Raw genomic sequence first — 15614 nt, 5'->3', positions numbered from 1 at the left:
GTCGGGCAAGCGCTTAGCTGCCCTGCTTGAATTTCGCGTTCAGTTCTTGCAGCAGCGGTTGCGCCGGTTCGAGCCCCAAGCGCTTTTCCGTGGCGATCAGCCAGCCGCTGCGGTGCCAGTCCTGCACCACGCGATCGACAGCGGCGATGGTGTCGGCTTCACCCTTGCGGGTCCAGACCACCGAGTTCGCGGGCAGCACTTCGGTCTTGATGGGCGCGTGGTAGTCCGCCCATTCCGGGTTGTTGCGCAGCAAGGGGTGGATGAGCGTGGAGTCGTGCACAGCGGCCACGCACTGGCCGCCCCGCAGCGCCAACAACGAATCCGACGAGCTCTTGTAGCCCTTGACCACCGCGCCGTAGTCCGTCGACAAAGGCTTGGCGAAGCTGCTGCCTTGCGACACGCACACGGGCTTGCCGCGCAGGTCTTCCCACGTTGTGATGCCGCTGGTCTTCAAGGTGGCGGCCGCGCCACCCACCCGGAAGAACGGCGTGGGCGCGTAGCCCAGAATGTCGGCACGGTCGGGGTTCAGTTCCATGGACGCGATCAGCAAGTCCACCTTGCCCGAGATCAGAAACTGCGTGCGCGTGGCCGTCTGCACTTGCACGAGTTCCGCCTTCACGCCCAATCCCTTGGCCAGCTCCCGCGCCAGTTCCGGGTTCCAGCCCACCAGCTGCTGCGTGGCGGGGTCCAGCGATCCGAACACACCGCCGTTGGCTAGCACGCCGATGGTGACGGTGCCACGCTGCTTGATCTTGTCGAGCGTGGCGTCGGCGTGGGCCGCGCCTGCCGCGAACGTCAGCGCCAGCGCCAGGGCGTGTGCGGCGCGGGGCCTGCCCGCTGTCTTCTTATGAGTAGCCATGAGGGTTCTTGTCATTTGCATTGAACGGATGTCCATGCTGCTTGCGCCGTCCCGGCAAGACAAAGAAGACTTTCAGATATCAATATGCGGGGGCCGCCGCGCGCGCCTGCATGCGCCCGACTTCATGCGCGGACTGCGTGCGCCTGCGGTGTGCGGCCGCTGCGCGCGCCTACTTCAACTTCACGTCTGCCGACGCGATGACGCGCTGATAGGTCGCGATGTCATCACGCACGGTCTGGTCCACCGCGTCGGGCGATGTGGCGGCAATCGTGAAACCCAGGTTTTCCAGCAATGCGGCCGTTTCGGGTTCGCGTAGCACGGCCACCACATCGCGGTTGATGCGGTCCACCACGGCGCGCGGCGTGGAGGCCGGCACCGAGAATCCTTGCCAGCTCTCCACCACGTAGTCCGCCAGCCCGGCCTCCTGGATGGTTGGCACATCGGGCAGTGCCTTCGACCGGTACGGTGTGGTCACCGCCAGCGCCACCAGCTTGCCGTTGCGCACGTTTTCCGTGGCGGCGGCCAGGGTGATCAGCATGGCGTCGACGTGGCCGCCCAGCACGTCCAGCGTGGCCGGCCCCCCGCCCGGATACGGAATCTGATTGGTCTTGGCGCCCATGCGCTCGTTCAGCAGTTCAACCGCCAAGTGCTGCAAGCTGCCTGTGCCGCCTGGCAGCGCCAGCGAAATTTCGCCTGGCTTCTGCTTCACCAACGCCACGAATTCCTGGAAGGTCTTCACCCCCAGGCCAGGGCGCACCACCAGCAATTGCGGGTTCACAACGGCCTTCGTCACGCCCTGCAAGTCCTTGACCGGGTCATACGGAAGCTTGCCCGGTTGCAAGGCGTTCAAGGACAAGGCGTCGCCCGCCAGCAGCAAGGTGTAGCCGTCACCCCGCGCATGCGCGACCGCAGCGTTACCGATGGCGCTGCTGGCGCCCGGCTGGTTTTCTACGACGACGCTCTGATGCCATTTCTCGCCCAGCTTCTGGGCGACGGTGCGCGCCAGCTTGTCGGCGCTGCCGCCTGCCGACACCGGCACCACGATCTTGACCGGCCGGTTCGGATAGCGGTTGGCGTCTTCGCCCGGAACGGGTGCGGAGCCCGCAAAATTACTGAGCAGCCCGGCGCCTAACACCACGCCGCCCAACAACCCCAAGCCGGCACGCCATGCGGATTTGCGTTTGATGCTCATGCCACCGCTCCCGTGTCCACGCCGAACGCGCTGAACGGTTTGCCCAGCACGGCGTTGGAATGGCGGCCATCCACGCCCACCGGCACGTCGCCCTCAAGCGTGATGCGGTACAGCACCCGCTCCACGTCCAGGTAGGCGAAGTCGCCCGGCCCTTGATGCGCGGTGGCGCGGTTGTCCCAGAAAGCGATGCTGCCGGGTTGCCAGCGGAAGCGCACGGTGTATTCCGGCCGCGTGATTTCCTCGAAGAACAGGTTCAACAGATGGCGGCTTTCTTCTTCGTTCACGTCCTTGATGCGGCGGGTGAAGCCCGGGTTCACGAAGAGTGCGCGCTCGCCTGTTTCAGGCAGCACGCGCACCACCGGATGCTCAGACACCAAGGGGCTGGCCTGCACCCGTTGCGCGTAGACGGTTTGGTTATCGAAGTCGCCGTTGAATCCGCCAAATTGATGGCGCGCCCACAAGCCGTCAGCCAAGGCGCGCAGCGCGGGCGACAAGTGTTCATACGCGGCCACCAGATTCGTGAACAAGGTGTCGCCGCCAAAGGCCGGCACTTGCCGCCCGGCGCGCAGGATGGAGCCCGCGGGCGGGTTCACCACACCGGTCACATCGGTGTGCCAGCGTTCGCCACGACGCCCCGTGGTGGACGCGGAAGAAATGGTGCGGATCTGCGGATAGCCTTCCGGCGGGTTGGCGTCGTAAGGATGCGCCGATGTCGGCCGCCCGAAACGCCGCGCAAAGGCCAGATGCTGCGCGTGGTCGATATGCTGATCGCGAAAGAAGATGACCTTCCAGCGCAGCAGCGCCGCCTTGATCCCGTCGACCTCGTCCTGCGTCAACGGCTGCGTCAGATCCACGCCGTGAATCTCGGCGCCGGTAAAAACGGAAAGCGGCCGGACGTCCAGCCGCGTGTGTACCAGTGTGCTCATGTGCCGCCCCTATCTGTTCGGTAAAAACAGCATAGGGGCCGCGTACTCGCTCAACAAATACCGATACGCAATGTGAAAATACTGTGTTTTTCGCGTATATCGTTAGCGCTTTTCTGACAGAAAGGCCAGCATGCGCCGAGCCAATTCGCGCGGCTGTTCCTCTGGCAAATAGTGGCCGCACGCCTCCAGCACCCCGCCTTGCAGGTGCAGCGCCAGCGGCTTCAAGGCGTCGTGCAGATCGGGCGCGCTGCCTTGCGCGCCACCCAGCGCCAGCACCGGCACGGTCAAGGGCGAATCGCGCAAGACGCGGTTTTGCGCGGCGCTTTCCTGCGCGGCCCGGTAGTAGCCCAACATGCCACGCAAACCGCCCAAGGTTTGATACACGCGTTCGTACTCGTCGATATCCGCGCGGCTGAATACGCCCGGCTTGTTCGCCGTCTTGCGCGAGAAAAACCATTCGATCAGGATGCGCTCGCGCCCCGCCAGCAAGGCTTCGGGCAGATCCGGCACGCTGTTGAACAGGAAGTGCCAGCTTTTCCAGTTGTCAGGCCCCAATTCAATGGCGGGTTTGAGCGTCACGCCGGGAATGTTCGCGTCCAGCAACACCACGCGTTCCACTTCGTCGGCGTAGCGCGCGGCGTAGGGATACGCGATCCACGCGCCGATGTCGTGGCCGGCCAGCGCATAACGCGTCTGCCCCATCGTGTGAAACAGGGCGCGCAGGCGCTCACCGGCCTTGCGCGTGTCGTAGCCATCCAGCGGCTTGTCGGAATCCCCCTGCCCAGGCAGGTCGATGGCGAACACGCGATAGTGCGGCGCCAGCAACGGCATCACGCGCCGCCACGCGTACCAGCTTTGCGGAAAGCCGGCCAACAGAATCAGCGCGGGGCCTGCGCCGCCCGCTACGACGTGATACCCCAGGCCGTCCACCATTACCCTGCGATGCTGAAACGCCACGCCATCAAGGGCGAACGCGTCAGCGGTGTTCAATGTCGTGTTCATCGTTATGCCCCGATCAATGCAGCGCGCCCGCGCCCAGTTTGATGTCTTGGTTCACGGCAAGCGCCGTCGCCACCATGGTCTTCACGCCGCGCACCAGCACGTCCAGCGCCAGACTGGGCGCGCCAGGATGGCGGGTGGCCATCTCGGGCAGATACGGCACGTGGACGAAGCCGCCGCGCAATCTTGGGCGCTCCGTTGCGATCAGATGCGCCAGGCCGTAGAAGATGGTGTTGCAGTTATAGGTGCCGGCCGTGGACGATACGGACGCCGGCACGCCCGCCGCACGCAAGTCGCGCACGATGGCTTTGATGGGCAGTGTCGAAAAGTACGCAGCCGGCCCTCCTTCCACGATGGGTTCGTCAATGGGCTGATGGCCTTCGTTATCTGGGATGCGCGCATCCACCACATTGATCGCCACGCGTTCCACCGACACATCGCTGCGCCCGCCCGCCTGCCCCAGGCAGATCACCAGGTCCGGTTCCACCTCGTTGATGGCGTGGCGCAACACGCCCACCACTTTGCCAATCACACAAGGCAACTGGCGCGCCACCACGCGGGCCCCAGCGATGATGCTGCCGTCCAGCTGGCGGGCGGCTTCCCAGGACGGGTTCAGCGTTTCGCCATCAAAGGGTTCGATTCCAGTAATCAGTACGGTAGGCACGGCCACTTCCTTGTTGGTATCCATGCGGGTCATGGTAGAAGCGGCAAGCATGATTCTTGAAATCGATAATGACTATTCGTACTATTGTCCATATGAATCTATCTGCCGTAGACCTGAACCTGCTGGTCGCCTTCGAAGCGCTGTTCGAAACGCGCAATGTGACGCTGGCCGGCCAACGCATTCATCGCGCCCAACCTTCCGTGAGCAGCGCGCTGAACCGTTTGCGGCGCGTGTTCAATGATGAATTGTTCGTGCGCACCTCCGATGGCATGCAGCCCACCGAACACGCCGTCGCGTTGATGCCCGCCATCAGCAGCGCACTGGACCAGATTCGAGGCGCCTTGGCGCAAGGCACGGTATTCGACCCGGGCGCGGCGCAGGGGCGGCGCTTTACGCTGGCCGCCAGCGACTACGCCGACATTGTGCTGGTGCCGCACATCGTGGCCCGGCTGCGCCGCGAAGCGCCCGGCGCCGACCTGCGCGTCGCCCGCCTGGACCGCGCCACCCTTTACGAACAGTTGGACAACGGCATGGTTGACGTCGCCATCGGCGGGCATCTGACGCCCCCCAAACGCATGCGCGTGACGCCTTTGTACGACGAGACCTTTGTTTGTATCGCTGACAAGCAGCACCCGGGTTTGCGTGGACGCAAGCTAACGCTGGACCGCTATGTGGCGCTGCCGCACGCCTTGTTCGTGCCTAGCGACGACGGCTCGGCGCGCGGGGTGGTTGATGTCAGCTTGGCGCGTCTGGGGCGCAAGCGCCGCGTGGCCTGCACGTTTGCGCACATCGTCGCCCTGCCCCATGCCGTGGCGGGCACGGACCTGATCGCCACGCTGGCGCGCCGTGCGGCGCTGCGCTTGGCGGGGCCTGAATTGAGCCTGCGCGCCTTGCCGGCGGAGGTGGACCCGGGGCCATTCGCCGTCGACATGATCAGCAGCCGCCGAACATCGGGCGATGCGGCGCAGACGTGGCTACAGGGGCTGATCGAGCAGGCCGTGAAAGACATGGCGCGCTGAGTGCGACGCCAAGACGACGTCAATTCGGCGTCGATTCGGCGTCAATGCGGCGCCAATACGGCGTCGATGCCGCGCTATTTCGCCAGCACCGACGCCACATCCGCACCGAACGCGCAGTATCCCGGGTACCCCGGCCGTGCGTCGCACGCCTTCAGGCACCCTGGCTTGCCGCCCGGAAAGCTTGCCGCGACCGACATGCCAAACCCGTAGGTCGGCGTAGTGACGTCGAAGGCGCTGTCGCAGACCAGCTTGTCGCTGTAGGCAAACGTCATGCCCTCGCGGCGGCCGTTGACGGCGAACGACACCTGGAAACTCTGGTAGCTGTTCCAGCCCTGTCTGGGCAGCACGACGAAGCGGTAATGCGTGGCGTCCTGGCGTACCCCAAAGATCTGCAAATGCGCCGACGTGGTTCGCGCGGCGGGCGATGGGTACGGCAAGGCGAGCAATGCCCGCGGATCGCCCACCACGCCCAGGTCGAACCCGATTCCTTTTTGATAAAACGGCACATCAATGCTGGGGTAGCCGGAATACTCCACGCGCTCAGGCGTGGCCTGCCGGGACGAACCCGGCTTGGCCGGGCCGCCGTACACATTCGTCTTGGGGTCGTAGTCAGGCGCCTGCGCAAAGGCGACATCCAGCGTCAGCACCACATCGGCGGGGTTCGCGTCTTCGGTGCGGACGTGCCGTTCATAGACATCGGCGCTGCCGGCGCATCCGGCCAGCAGCAATATGCCGGCAAACACGGTGGCGCGCTGGGCGAAAAGGAGTGTAGAAGTCGGCATCACGTCATGGCTCCTGGCGGGATGGCGTAGAGGAAGCTGCGGATACCGCCAGCGGCGTAGACGTCAAGCCCCGCCCTTGCAGCCGCCATCCGTCTTTGCCTTCTTGCCAACTGAAATTCCGGTTGATCCAGGCCGCTGTCAGATTGGCATACAGGCGGCGCTGGTCAATGCGTTGGCCGGCGTCCAGCGCCTTCTTGGCGGCCTGCGAACTCTCGTCCCACAAGGATTTGAAAGCGTCGCTCTGCATTGGCTTCGTAAACGGCACCGTCGCGTACGGGCCTGCGCCCGCCCGGCTAAGCCGGATCTCGTTGTCCAGCAGCAGCGCGCCGGTTCGGTTGTCGGGTGACACGGACACCAGCAAAGGGGTGCCATGCACATATTCTTTCGGCCGCGCATGTTCGAACCACAACACCTGCCCGGTCGATGTGACCAGCGCCCGCGACCCGGCGGTGAACAGCAGCAAGTCCTGGCGGCCCGGCTGCGCCAGCCCCATGTCCGGGTCTCGGATATCCACCGTCGGACTCAACACGCGGGCAAGCGGCGTGCCGTTTTGCACGGCGATCAGGATGGTGCCGACGCCCATGAAATCGTTGGACACCGCCATCAAGATCGGCTGCCCGTCTTGCTTGGGGCCAAGCGCCTTCACCTGAACAAACTCGTACGCATTCAGGGGCCGATAAAGTTTTTCGCGGAAGAGGATCTGGCGCAGCTGCGACGCCGGATAACCCCACAGCGCGAAGTCGCCGCCGATGGGTTCGGTGACCTTCAGGTAATCCTTGGCCGGTTCGGCCGGCTGCGCATGCGCCACTGCGGGCATCCACAGCGCCAACGCCAGCGCGGCGCATCGCCAGATCAGGCGGAGGGAAAAACGAGGGGCGTTCGAAGAATGAGGCAAGGTGATTTCAGCGGACGGCGTCCCGTGCGTAAGGTGCCCGCATTCTATGACAGTCTTAGTGGGCGAGTCCTAGTCGGCACGTCTTAGACTTCCACGCCATCCTCTCGCCTGTCACCCACCCGTTGCACGCAGTCCCCGTTGACGCCGTTCAAGTCCACCACGCCCAGCAAGCCCATATTGCGGCGCACCTCTTCGACGATCAGGCTGATGGCATGCGCCACGCCGCGTTGCCCCGCCACCGTTGCCGCGTAGTTGAACGGCCGGCCCACGAAGACGCAGCGCGCGCCCAAGGCCAGGGCTTTCAGCACGTCCGTGCCGCGCCGCACGCCGCTGTCCAGCATCACGTCCATGCCGCCGGCCGCGTCTACCACGGCAGGCAGCGCCTGCAACGGCGACACGCTGCCATCCAGTTGCCGGCCGCCGTGGTTGGACACGATCACGCCATCCATGCCTTGCGCGCGCGCCGTGCGCGCATCGTCGGGATGCAGGATGCCCTTGATCACCATCTGCCCTTTCCAGCGGCGGCGAATGGCCGCCACGTGCTGCCAATTCAAATGGCCCCGATCTGAAAAATCCCGCAGCACGTTGGCCGACAGGATCGGCGCGCCGCGCGTGGCGTAGTTGTTCTCGAAGTGCGGCATGCCATGACGCCACAACGTGCGCAGAAAGGTGCCGAACAACCAGCGCGGATGTGTGATCCCTTGCCATGCCAGGCCGGCGCTGGGCCGCAGCGGGGTGGAAAAGCCCGCGCGCACATTGTTCTCGCGATTGGCGGCAACGGGCGTGTCCACCGTCAGCACCAGCGTGGTCACGCCAGCCGCCGCCACGCGGTCAATCAAGGCGGCGATCTGCGCATCGTCCCCCGGCAGATACGCCTGGAACCAGGTGCCGGGCGCCTCCTGCATCACCGTTTCCAGCCGGATCAGCGACGACCCGCTCATGATGCACGGCACGTTCGCCTCGGCCGCCGCGCGCGCCAGCACGATGTCGCCGCGGTAGCTGGACAACGCCGAAATGCCCATGGGCGCCACGCCAACCGGCGCGGCGTAGTCGCGGCCCAACACGGTTGCGCGTGTGCTGCGGCGGGACACATCAACCAGCACCTTGGGCCGAAAGCCGTACTCGGCAAACGCCTGCCGGTTGCCGCGTTCCGACTGCCCGTCTTCCACCGCGCCCGACACATAGGCATAGATGGGTTTAGGCAAGCGCTTCTTCGCGGCCGCCTCGAAATCGTGCAGGCTGAGCAGGTGGCGCAGGGGGTCAAACATCCGGGGCTCCTCGCCGCGGTCGGCCCGCACTGGGGGCCGCCGCGCTGTTGTCATGGGGGTATGGGGTAATGGCGGATGACTATAGGCGGGCAGCCACTTTGAATAAAGTGACTTTATCGATATTGGTTATTACACTTTTATTCGCCCTCGCCCTTTGCACTCGCCAACCCCAACGCCATGACGCTCAAACAACTCGAAGCCTTTTACTGGGCCGCAACCTGCAAGAATTTCGCCATCGCCGCCGGCCGGCTGAATATCTCGGTGTCGTCGCTATCCAAACGCATCGGCGAATTGGAAGCGTCCATTGGCGCCGACCTGTTCAGCCGCAGCGCGCGCAGCGCCACGCTGACGGCATTGGGCGAACAGTTGGTGCCGCACGCGAAAGACCTGTTGCGCAACGCCGACCAGTTCATGCAGCAGGCCAGCAACAACCTGACCTACTCCGGCCGCTGCCGCTTCGGCGCGGGCGAGTTGACGTCGATAACGTGGATGCCACGGCTGATCGAAGAAATTCAGCGCGCGCACCCCAACCTGTTGGTGGAACCCTATGTGGGCGTGGGGGAATTGGTGGAGCGCGGGCTAGAGGAAGGCGATCTGGACTTTGCCGTTATCGCAGGCCCGTCGTCGCGCGCGTCGATCGCGTCGCACCTGATCGGCAGCGCGGCGTTCGAATGGGTGGCTTCGCCGCGCGCCGTACCCAACCCCGCCACGCTGACACCCGCCGACCTGCCCGGCCTGACGCTGATCACGCAACCGCAAAGCTCCGGCGTCATCCGCATGCTGGACGACTGGCTGACCGAGCAACGCATTTCACCGGGCCGCATGCAGTGCTGCAACAGCTGGGGCGCCATTGCCGGCATGCTGCGCCAGGGGCTGGGCCTGGGTTTCCTGCCCACCGCGTGGGCGCAAATTCTGATTCAACGCGGCGACTTGCACGCCTTGCCCGGCCTGCCTGCCTTGCGCCCCCTGCCCTACACCTTCCAGTGGCGGCGCGACGACACCCGGCCCATGCTGGAAAGCTTGCGCGTGCTGGCGCAAGACACGCTGGACTTCGACGCGCCCTCCGGCATGGTGTGACCGGCTGATAGTTTCTAAAAAGTCGCGCTTAGCTCAGAAAATTATTCGCTTTATCTCCGGTTTCGGCACGGGTAGAGTCGCCTCAAAAGCAGACCATCCCAGATACGGAGACAACGCAACATGCCGGATGCCGGTTACCCCCAACACGATTTTCCCAAGCGCCTGTGCCGCCTGGACCTGTGGCTGAACCCGGCGTTCGACCAGATCATCGGCAAAGAGGCGGATATTGCCTTGTCGGTGCTGCCGGCGCGTGGGGATGATGCCCGCACCTTGGCTGGCTTGAAGACGGCCCACGCCTACCACGTGTCCGCCGCGAAAGACGAGCTGCCGCGCCCCTGGTTCGTCAGCGCCGAGCTGATCGCGCAATGCCCGGATCTGGTTTGCGTGTCGTCTGGCGGCGCGGGGTATGACACGGTGGATGTGGCCGCCTGCACGGCGGCCGGCATCGCGGTCGTCAACCAGGCGGGCGGCAACGCCGCGTCGGTGGCCGAGCACACGTTCGCGTTGCTGCTGGCCGTGCAGCGCCGCGTCGTCGAATCGCACAACCGCCTGCGCCACGACACGGGTTTCACGCGTGAAGACCTGATGGGCCATGAAATCCACGGCACCACGATTGGCCTGGTTGGTATCGGCCAGATCGGTTCGCGCGTGGCCCGCATTGCGCAGGGCTTTGGCATGCGCGTCATTGCGCATGACCCGCTGCTGGACGCCGACACCATCCGCCGCCGTGGCGCCGAACCGGTCCCGTTACCCGACTTGCTGGCCCAGGCTGATGTGGTGTCGCTGCACTGCCCGCTGGATGCATCCACCCGTGGCCTGATTGACGCGCGGGCCTTTGCGGCGATGAAGCCGGACGCGGTGTTCGTATCGACGGCGCGTGGCGGCATTCATGACGAAGCGGCGTTGCATGACGCGCTGCGTGGCGGCCATCTGCGTGGCGCCGGGTTAGACGTCTGGCAACAAGAACCGCCCCCGCGCGACGCGCCGCTGCTGGCGCTGCCCAATGTGATCGCTACCTTTCACACGGCGGGTGTCACGCACGAAGCCCGCCGCAACGTGGCGCAGTCGTCCGCCAATCAATTGGTGATGATGCTGCGCGGCGAACGGCCGCCGCAGTTGGTCAACCCTGAAGTCTGGCCTGTCGCCGCCGCGCGCATCGCCAAATTGAAGTAAGGGGCTGGAAGCCGGGACGTGAAGCAACGGAATTGAAGCCCTGAACCTGAAGCAATACCCCGGTGCCCGCACCGGCACACACAGTGCGGCATGAAGCCGCCGACATCCCCACGAGGAGACAACATGCAACATCCCAACAAGCGCCGCACGCTGCGCGCGCTGGCCGCGTCCGTGGCCCTGCTGTCTGGCGCTGCCGCGTTCGCAAGCGGCGCGCAGGCTGCCGGTTACCCCGAACACCCGATCAACCTGATCGTGTCCTACGGCCCGGGTGGCGGCACCGATCTGGTGGCGCGCATGATGGCGCCGTTCCTGCAAAAGTACTTGGGCAACGACGCCCGCATCGTGGTGCTGAACCGCCCTGGCGCGGGCGGCGCCATCGGCTTCACGGAGCTGGCGCGCGCGCAGCCCGACGGCTACACGATCGGCTTCATCAACACGCCCAACCTGCTGACCATTCCCATCGAACGCAAATCCAACTTCACTTGGAAAAGCTACGACCTGCTGGGCAACCTGATCGATGATCCGGGCGCGTTCACGGTGCGTAACGACAATGAATTGAAGACGCTGGCCGACCTGTCGGCCTATGCCAAGAAGAATCCGGGCAAGGTCACGGTGGGCACCACTGGCACGGGGTCCGACGACCATCTGGCCATGTTGCGCTTTGAGCGCACGTCAAACACCAAGCTCAGCCACATCCCGTACAAGGGCGCGGGCGAAGTGCGCGGCGCGCTGGCGGGCGGTGAAATCGCCATCGGCGCGATCAATGTGGGTGAAGCATTGCAGTACCAGAAAGGCGGAACGCCGCTGCGCTTTTTGGGGCAGATGGGCAAGACGCGTTCGGCGGCGTTGCCGGACGTGCCCACGTTCAAGGAACAGGGTTACGACTTTGAATTGGCGTCGCTGCGCGGGCTGGCCGCGCCCAAAGGCTTGCCGGACGCGGTGCGCGAGAAACTGGTGGATGCCGTGAAGCGCACGGTAGACGACCCGGAATTCCAGGCCAAGGCCCGCGACATGTACGCCCCGCTGCGCTATCTGCCGCCCACCGCTTACGCGAAGGAGCTGGAGGCAGGCGAAGCGGAATTCCAGCAGTTGTGGAAAGACGCGCCCTGGCTGGATAAGTGACACGCGCTTCCGGGCGTGCGCCGGGGTGGGTATTGCTTCCGGGCGTGCGCGGGGTGGGTATTGCTTCCGGGCGTGCGCGGGGTGGGTATTGGATAGGCCCGCCCGCCTGGGAAGGCCTGCCCGAATTACTTCGGTTTGACGTCTTCGCCCGCGTAACCGTCGATGTAGGCGCGGCCCGAGCAGCGCACCATGGCCACGCACGACGGCGCGCCGGTCTTGGCGGTGCACGTCGCGCGCGATTCCTCGCGTGCTGACACCGGGTCGGGGTTCAGCGCCGTAAAGCGCGTGCCCCGGCCTTCGCTGCCCTTCACCCATGCCATCCCGGCGCAGGTTTCCTGATAGGTCAGGACCTTGCGGCAGTCCTTGCAGTCTTCCCATTTGCTCAGCGCGCCGACTGCGTCGTCTTCCTTCGGGTAGCCGTCAGCGTAGATCAGGCCGCCGTCAGCGTTCTCCATCACCGCGCCCCAATAGGCGCGGTCATTCATCTTGGCGGACAGCGCTTCCACGTCGGCCGGACGGGCGCGCTTGGCGGCCTGCATGTCTTCGGCGCTATAACCGGGGCCCGCGCACTGCGGCATCGTCATCAAGCGGCACTTGCCGTCCGGGCTGCCCGCCGTGCAGCGGCGCATGGCCTTCTTGGCGGCCAGTTCGGGCGACACGCTGTTGCCCGGGAACAGATCGTGGTTGGTGTTGCGCGCATAGGCCATGCAACTGTCCGAGAACCAGGACAGCTTCTTGCAGTCCTTGCCGCCCTGGCGGCGGCACTCGGCCAAGGCGGCGGCTTCCGCGTCCTTTTGCGACGTCTCGGGCAAAGCCCAGTAAGTCTTGTCGTGCTTGCCATCGGTGGCAATGCCGCCGTACATCACGTCGGCTTGCGCGGCGGGAGACGCCAGGCCAGCCATCAAAGCAAGAGCGGCGAATGCGGCGCGGATCAGGGGTAGAAAGCGGGCAGGCATCATCGTCGTCGGTAGAAGGTGGAGTGGAGAGCGGGACCGATCTTAGCAAGAAGCCCAGCCGGTTCCGTCCCCCTGCGAAAGCCCGCGCGGGCATATTACGTAACAAATTTCACATCTCGCGAAAGGGATGCTGCCCCCGTTTTCCGGTAAAAATGTCGAACTTTTCTTAAGCGCGCCGTCAGCCTGCGGGGTATGCCCCTTCAGCCGAGACATCTTGCATCGCACGGCGCCTGTCACGAAGAGAAACAAAACGCGTTACGCCACGCCCATGTCTTGCCCTGCGGCAAGGCCAACGCGAAGGCCAGACCCGCCACGGAGCATCGACCGCAAGCCATGAAGTCGCCATCGCACACCTTGAATCGCCGGCCCCTGTTGCTGTCGGCCAGCTTGATTGCCGCTGCGGCAACGCTTGCCGGCTGCGCCCCGATGCCCACCGGCGGAAGCTCGACCCTGCCGTCGCTGGGCAATGTCTTCAAGTCAGGCCTGTCATTCTCGCCAAGCGTGAACGTGGCCAAGAACATGGAAGGCCGCTCCATCAACGACGCGATTGCCGCGTTGGGCGAGCCGTCGAAAAAACGCGCCGTCGGCAACACGATGGAATTGGAGTGGTCTGACTATCAGACGGCCCCCTACACGGAGTGGGTAACGACGGGTTCCAGCCAGCAGGTCGTGGGCATGATCCCCGCCACCAACACCACAGCCGCGACACCGGTGTTCCAGACGAACACCACCGGCCACTACCAGAACCGTTCGCGCGTGTACGAATGCACGGTGCTGATGCGCATGCAAAACAGCGTCATCACCAACGCCAGCGTCGACGGCAACGTGTGCCCAGAGTTCATTGCAGCGCTGCGTAAGTGGGCCGGGGAAAACGAGGCGAATAACTACGTGGTGAAGTAGGGATACGCGTACGCAGTCGCCAGCGAATGCGGGCATGAGCAAAGGCAGGCATGAGCGAAAGCACGACCTAAGGCTGGGCGTTGCGCAGGTCTTTCAGGTAGACGTCGCACGTCGGGAAATTGAACGAGCTCGGCTTTGCACGCAGGGCCTTGATCGCGGCTTGAACTCCTTCCGGGAACTTCGCTTCTTCGACGTTATCAGCCATAAGGAATGATTGCGCCACGACCTCCATCGTCAGGTCGTGTTCCCGGTCTTGCGCGGTGTTGCGACGCCGCTGAAAAAAGTCCATGTAGGTCAACGCGATCGTGGTGTAGTAGTAGGCCTTCGGGTTGCGCTCCGAGGCCACCACCCGATGCAGCCTGACATAGGGGTCTTGCTCCCTGCCCGCTTCAACACGGCGTATGACCATCTCGCGCGCCTGCCGGAAATCCGCGCCGGCAATGTTCGCCCTGAGAAAATCGCGAACGAAGCCGTCGCTGGCGTTGTCGGTGGTGTCATCGTCAATGCGCGAAAACAGCAGACGACCCGAAAAATTGGCGTTCTTCAAGTTGGCGCAGATGAAGGTCGGCGCACGCGTGATGAACTCATCCAGCACCCGGGGCAACTGAGGTCCAGACAGGTAGCGAATCGCGTTCGCTGCGATGTACTCCTCCCGGTGCGTGTTGGTTTCGTCGGCACTCAAATCCGCGCCCTCCAGCATGGCCCCCGTGAAGTCGGCGCCGGTGAGAACCGCGTCCTTGAAACTGCTGCGGGCAAGGCGAACCAGGTTCCACTGCGTGCCGGGCAAGATGGCGTTCTGAAAACTCACCTCGGAGAAGTCGACCTTCAACACGTCGAAGGCGCAATCGGGGCAATAGATATGGTCCATCTGCCGCGTGCGCCCGCCCGCCTTCAGCAGCGCCACCAACGCCGCACGCAAGCTTTCCAGTCGCACAAACGTCTCGTCGATGGTTTGCTGGTCGGCCTCAGTCGCGTTGGAAAGATCCGGAATGAAATAAATGCCCCGGCCATCCTTCAACGCCGACGACAACTCAAACGGCGTCATTCCTGCCGATTGCACCATCACCCGCTGCAAGTCCACGATGTTCTTCAACGTGGCATTCAAGGTTGCCGCGTCCGTCGTGTGATCCAGATTCGACAACACATTCAATATCGCACTTCGAACGGCCGGGTTCGGGTCCAGCGCAAGCTGATTCGCAAGCGCCGTCAAAATATCCCTGTCGCGCTCGCCCCCCGCCGCATGCAACAGGGCCGAAGCCTGCGCCACACCCGTGACCCGTTCGCTGGGCACGCTGCTGCCCAGCTTGGCGAATGCGCGTTCAAATCGCGCACTTTCCGCGTCCTTACGTTGCGCCTCTTGCTGGTTCAGCCCGACAACCACCGTCCACACCAGGCTCAAGATCGCCAGGATCGGCACCACGCCCTGCAAGATTTCGGTCAGCCTTCCCAGCCGTGATTGCTTGAACGTCAGCGCCTTGATCTCGAGTTCAAGCTTGCGCAGTTCAAGCGCGGCTTTGCGCGGATCGGCGGGTGGCGTTCCGGGGGGCTTTTTTCGGGTGGCGTCGCTGTCGCTCATGCATCCCTCTCAGGCACTGTGCGAATCCGGCTGGCCCGAAAATAGTACTGCCCGCCAGCACGGGATTCGTGCGCGCCGCGTCACCCAAAAGCATGAGTCTGGGTGTAATCCTGTCCTCATCCGTTCGAATGACCCCTTGCCATCCGGGACCTAAAGCGGATCGCGGCCCCTCAGAAAGCTCGGGTTAATCTTGCGCCTTCATTGAA

Annotated in this window: 15 protein-coding genes; 5 read left to right on the top strand and 10 right to left on the bottom strand. The window is 64.3% G+C overall.

The window, feature by feature from the left end; genetic code table 11:
• Positions 1-13: 13 nt before the first annotated feature.
• The 5 genes from HV765_RS02110 to pcp all read right to left on the bottom strand — a co-directional run bounded on the left by HV765_RS02110 (position 14) and on the right by pcp (position 4640).
• Complete coding sequence (locus tag HV765_RS02110; RefSeq protein ID WP_175168605.1) at positions 14-859, bottom strand: transporter substrate-binding domain-containing protein; 846 nt, start codon at positions 857-859, stop codon at positions 14-16.
• Between the two features lie 169 nt (positions 860-1028).
• Positions 1029-2051 carry a Bug family tripartite tricarboxylate transporter substrate binding protein gene (locus tag HV765_RS02105; protein WP_082387294.1) on the bottom strand — a complete coding sequence of 341 codons (1023 nt, stop codon included), beginning with the start codon at positions 2049-2051 and terminating at the stop codon, positions 1029-1031.
• On the bottom strand, positions 2048-2977 hold the full coding sequence (locus tag HV765_RS02100) for a TauD/TfdA dioxygenase family protein (RefSeq protein WP_175168604.1): 930 nt from the start codon (positions 2975-2977) through the stop codon (positions 2048-2050). The genes HV765_RS02105 and HV765_RS02100 overlap by 4 nt, the downstream gene beginning before the upstream one ends.
• Positions 2978-3079: 102 nt before the next feature.
• Positions 3080-3979: an alpha/beta fold hydrolase gene (locus tag HV765_RS02095; RefSeq protein ID WP_175168603.1), complete on the bottom strand. Its 900-nt coding sequence runs from the start codon at positions 3977-3979 to the stop codon at positions 3080-3082.
• 13 nt (positions 3980-3992) lie between these two features.
• Positions 3993-4640 (bottom strand): pyroglutamyl-peptidase I, encoded by a 648-nt coding sequence (gene pcp / locus HV765_RS02090; protein WP_175169468.1) that lies wholly within the window; start codon positions 4638-4640, stop codon positions 3993-3995.
• A gap of 68 nt (positions 4641-4708) precedes the next feature.
• Between pcp and HV765_RS02085 the strand changes: the two genes are divergently transcribed.
• Positions 4709-5659 (top strand): LysR family transcriptional regulator, encoded by a 951-nt coding sequence (locus HV765_RS02085; protein ID WP_254600403.1) that lies wholly within the window; start codon positions 4709-4711, stop codon positions 5657-5659.
• A gap of 74 nt (positions 5660-5733) precedes the next feature.
• Here the strand turns inward: HV765_RS02085 and HV765_RS02080 are convergent, their stop codons facing one another.
• The 3 genes from HV765_RS02080 to HV765_RS02070 form a co-directional block, all read right to left on the bottom strand.
• Entirely contained in the window at positions 5734-6441 is a 708-nt protein-coding gene (locus HV765_RS02080; protein WP_175169466.1) for a hypothetical protein, read from the bottom strand.
• Between the two features lie 4 nt (positions 6442-6445).
• A complete protein-coding gene (locus HV765_RS02075; protein ID WP_254600402.1) occupies positions 6446-7336 on the bottom strand; it encodes a hypothetical protein in 891 nt (296 codons plus the stop codon).
• A gap of 83 nt (positions 7337-7419) precedes the next feature.
• Complete coding sequence (locus HV765_RS02070; RefSeq protein WP_175168602.1) at positions 7420-8604, bottom strand: alpha-hydroxy acid oxidase; 1185 nt, start codon at positions 8602-8604, stop codon at positions 7420-7422.
• A 177-nt stretch (positions 8605-8781) separates the two neighbouring features.
• On the opposite strand from HV765_RS02070, the gene HV765_RS02065 reads away from it, so the two are divergent.
• From HV765_RS02065 to HV765_RS02055, 3 genes are all read left to right on the top strand, one after another.
• Positions 8782-9681 carry a LysR family transcriptional regulator gene (locus HV765_RS02065; RefSeq protein WP_175168601.1) on the top strand — a complete coding sequence of 300 codons (900 nt, stop codon included), beginning with the start codon at positions 8782-8784 and terminating at the stop codon, positions 9679-9681.
• A 120-nt stretch (positions 9682-9801) separates the two neighbouring features.
• A complete protein-coding gene (locus HV765_RS02060) occupies positions 9802-10854 on the top strand; it encodes a hydroxyacid dehydrogenase (protein ID WP_175168600.1) in 1053 nt (350 codons plus the stop codon).
• A 123-nt stretch (positions 10855-10977) separates the two neighbouring features.
• Entirely contained in the window at positions 10978-11976 is a 999-nt protein-coding gene (locus tag HV765_RS02055; protein ID WP_054427633.1) for a tripartite tricarboxylate transporter substrate binding protein, read from the top strand.
• A gap of 125 nt (positions 11977-12101) precedes the next feature.
• Here the strand turns inward: HV765_RS02055 and HV765_RS02050 are convergent, their stop codons facing one another.
• A complete protein-coding gene (locus HV765_RS02050; RefSeq protein ID WP_054427635.1) occupies positions 12102-12935 on the bottom strand; it encodes a DUF4189 domain-containing protein in 834 nt (277 codons plus the stop codon).
• Positions 12936-13265: 330 nt separating this feature from the next.
• On the opposite strand from HV765_RS02050, the gene HV765_RS02045 reads away from it, so the two are divergent.
• On the top strand, positions 13266-13832 hold the full coding sequence (locus tag HV765_RS02045) for a hypothetical protein (protein ID WP_054427638.1): 567 nt from the start codon (positions 13266-13268) through the stop codon (positions 13830-13832).
• A 67-nt stretch (positions 13833-13899) separates the two neighbouring features.
• Here HV765_RS02045 and HV765_RS02040 read toward each other — a convergent pair whose 3' ends face one another.
• Entirely contained in the window at positions 13900-15408 is a 1509-nt protein-coding gene (locus tag HV765_RS02040; protein WP_175168599.1) for a pentapeptide repeat-containing protein, read from the bottom strand.
• Positions 15409-15614 lie beyond the last annotated feature (206 nt).

Source organism: Achromobacter kerstersii, assembly GCF_902859595.1.
Classification (GTDB): Bacteria; Pseudomonadota; Gammaproteobacteria; order Burkholderiales; family Burkholderiaceae_B; genus Achromobacter; species Achromobacter kerstersii.
Note: the sequence above shows the minus strand (reverse complement) of the source record. Positions and strands in the feature narration are given on the sequence as shown.

Bases quoted from the DNA above. Each gene is read 5' to 3' on its own strand.
- HV765_RS02085 (WP_254600403.1), top strand. From the start codon at position 4,709: ATGACTATTCGTACTATTGTCCATATGAATCTATCTGCCGTAGACCTG.
- HV765_RS02105 (WP_082387294.1), bottom strand. From the start codon at position 2,051: ATGAGCATCAAACGCAAATCCGCATGGCGTGCCGGCTTGGGGTTGTTG.
- HV765_RS02080 (WP_175169466.1), bottom strand. From the start codon at position 6,441: ATGCCGACTTCTACACTCCTTTTCGCCCAGCGCGCCACCGTGTTTGCC.
- HV765_RS02045 (WP_054427638.1), top strand. From the start codon at position 13,266: ATGAAGTCGCCATCGCACACCTTGAATCGCCGGCCCCTGTTGCTGTCG.
- HV765_RS02060 (WP_175168600.1), top strand. From the start codon at position 9,802: ATGCCGGATGCCGGTTACCCCCAACACGATTTTCCCAAGCGCCTGTGC.
- HV765_RS02095 (WP_175168603.1), bottom strand. From the start codon at position 3,979: ATGAACACGACATTGAACACCGCTGACGCGTTCGCCCTTGATGGCGTG.
- HV765_RS02055 (WP_054427633.1), top strand. From the start codon at position 10,978: ATGCAACATCCCAACAAGCGCCGCACGCTGCGCGCGCTGGCCGCGTCC.
- HV765_RS02110 (WP_175168605.1), bottom strand. From the start codon at position 859: ATGGCTACTCATAAGAAGACAGCGGGCAGGCCCCGCGCCGCACACGCC.
- HV765_RS02050 (WP_054427635.1), bottom strand. From the start codon at position 12,935: ATGATGCCTGCCCGCTTTCTACCCCTGATCCGCGCCGCATTCGCCGCT.
- HV765_RS02070 (WP_175168602.1), bottom strand. From the start codon at position 8,604: ATGTTTGACCCCCTGCGCCACCTGCTCAGCCTGCACGATTTCGAGGCG.
- HV765_RS02100 (WP_175168604.1), bottom strand. From the start codon at position 2,977: ATGAGCACACTGGTACACACGCGGCTGGACGTCCGGCCGCTTTCCGTT.
- HV765_RS02065 (WP_175168601.1), top strand. From the start codon at position 8,782: ATGACGCTCAAACAACTCGAAGCCTTTTACTGGGCCGCAACCTGCAAG.
- HV765_RS02040 (WP_175168599.1), bottom strand. From the start codon at position 15,408: ATGAGCGACAGCGACGCCACCCGAAAAAAGCCCCCCGGAACGCCACCC.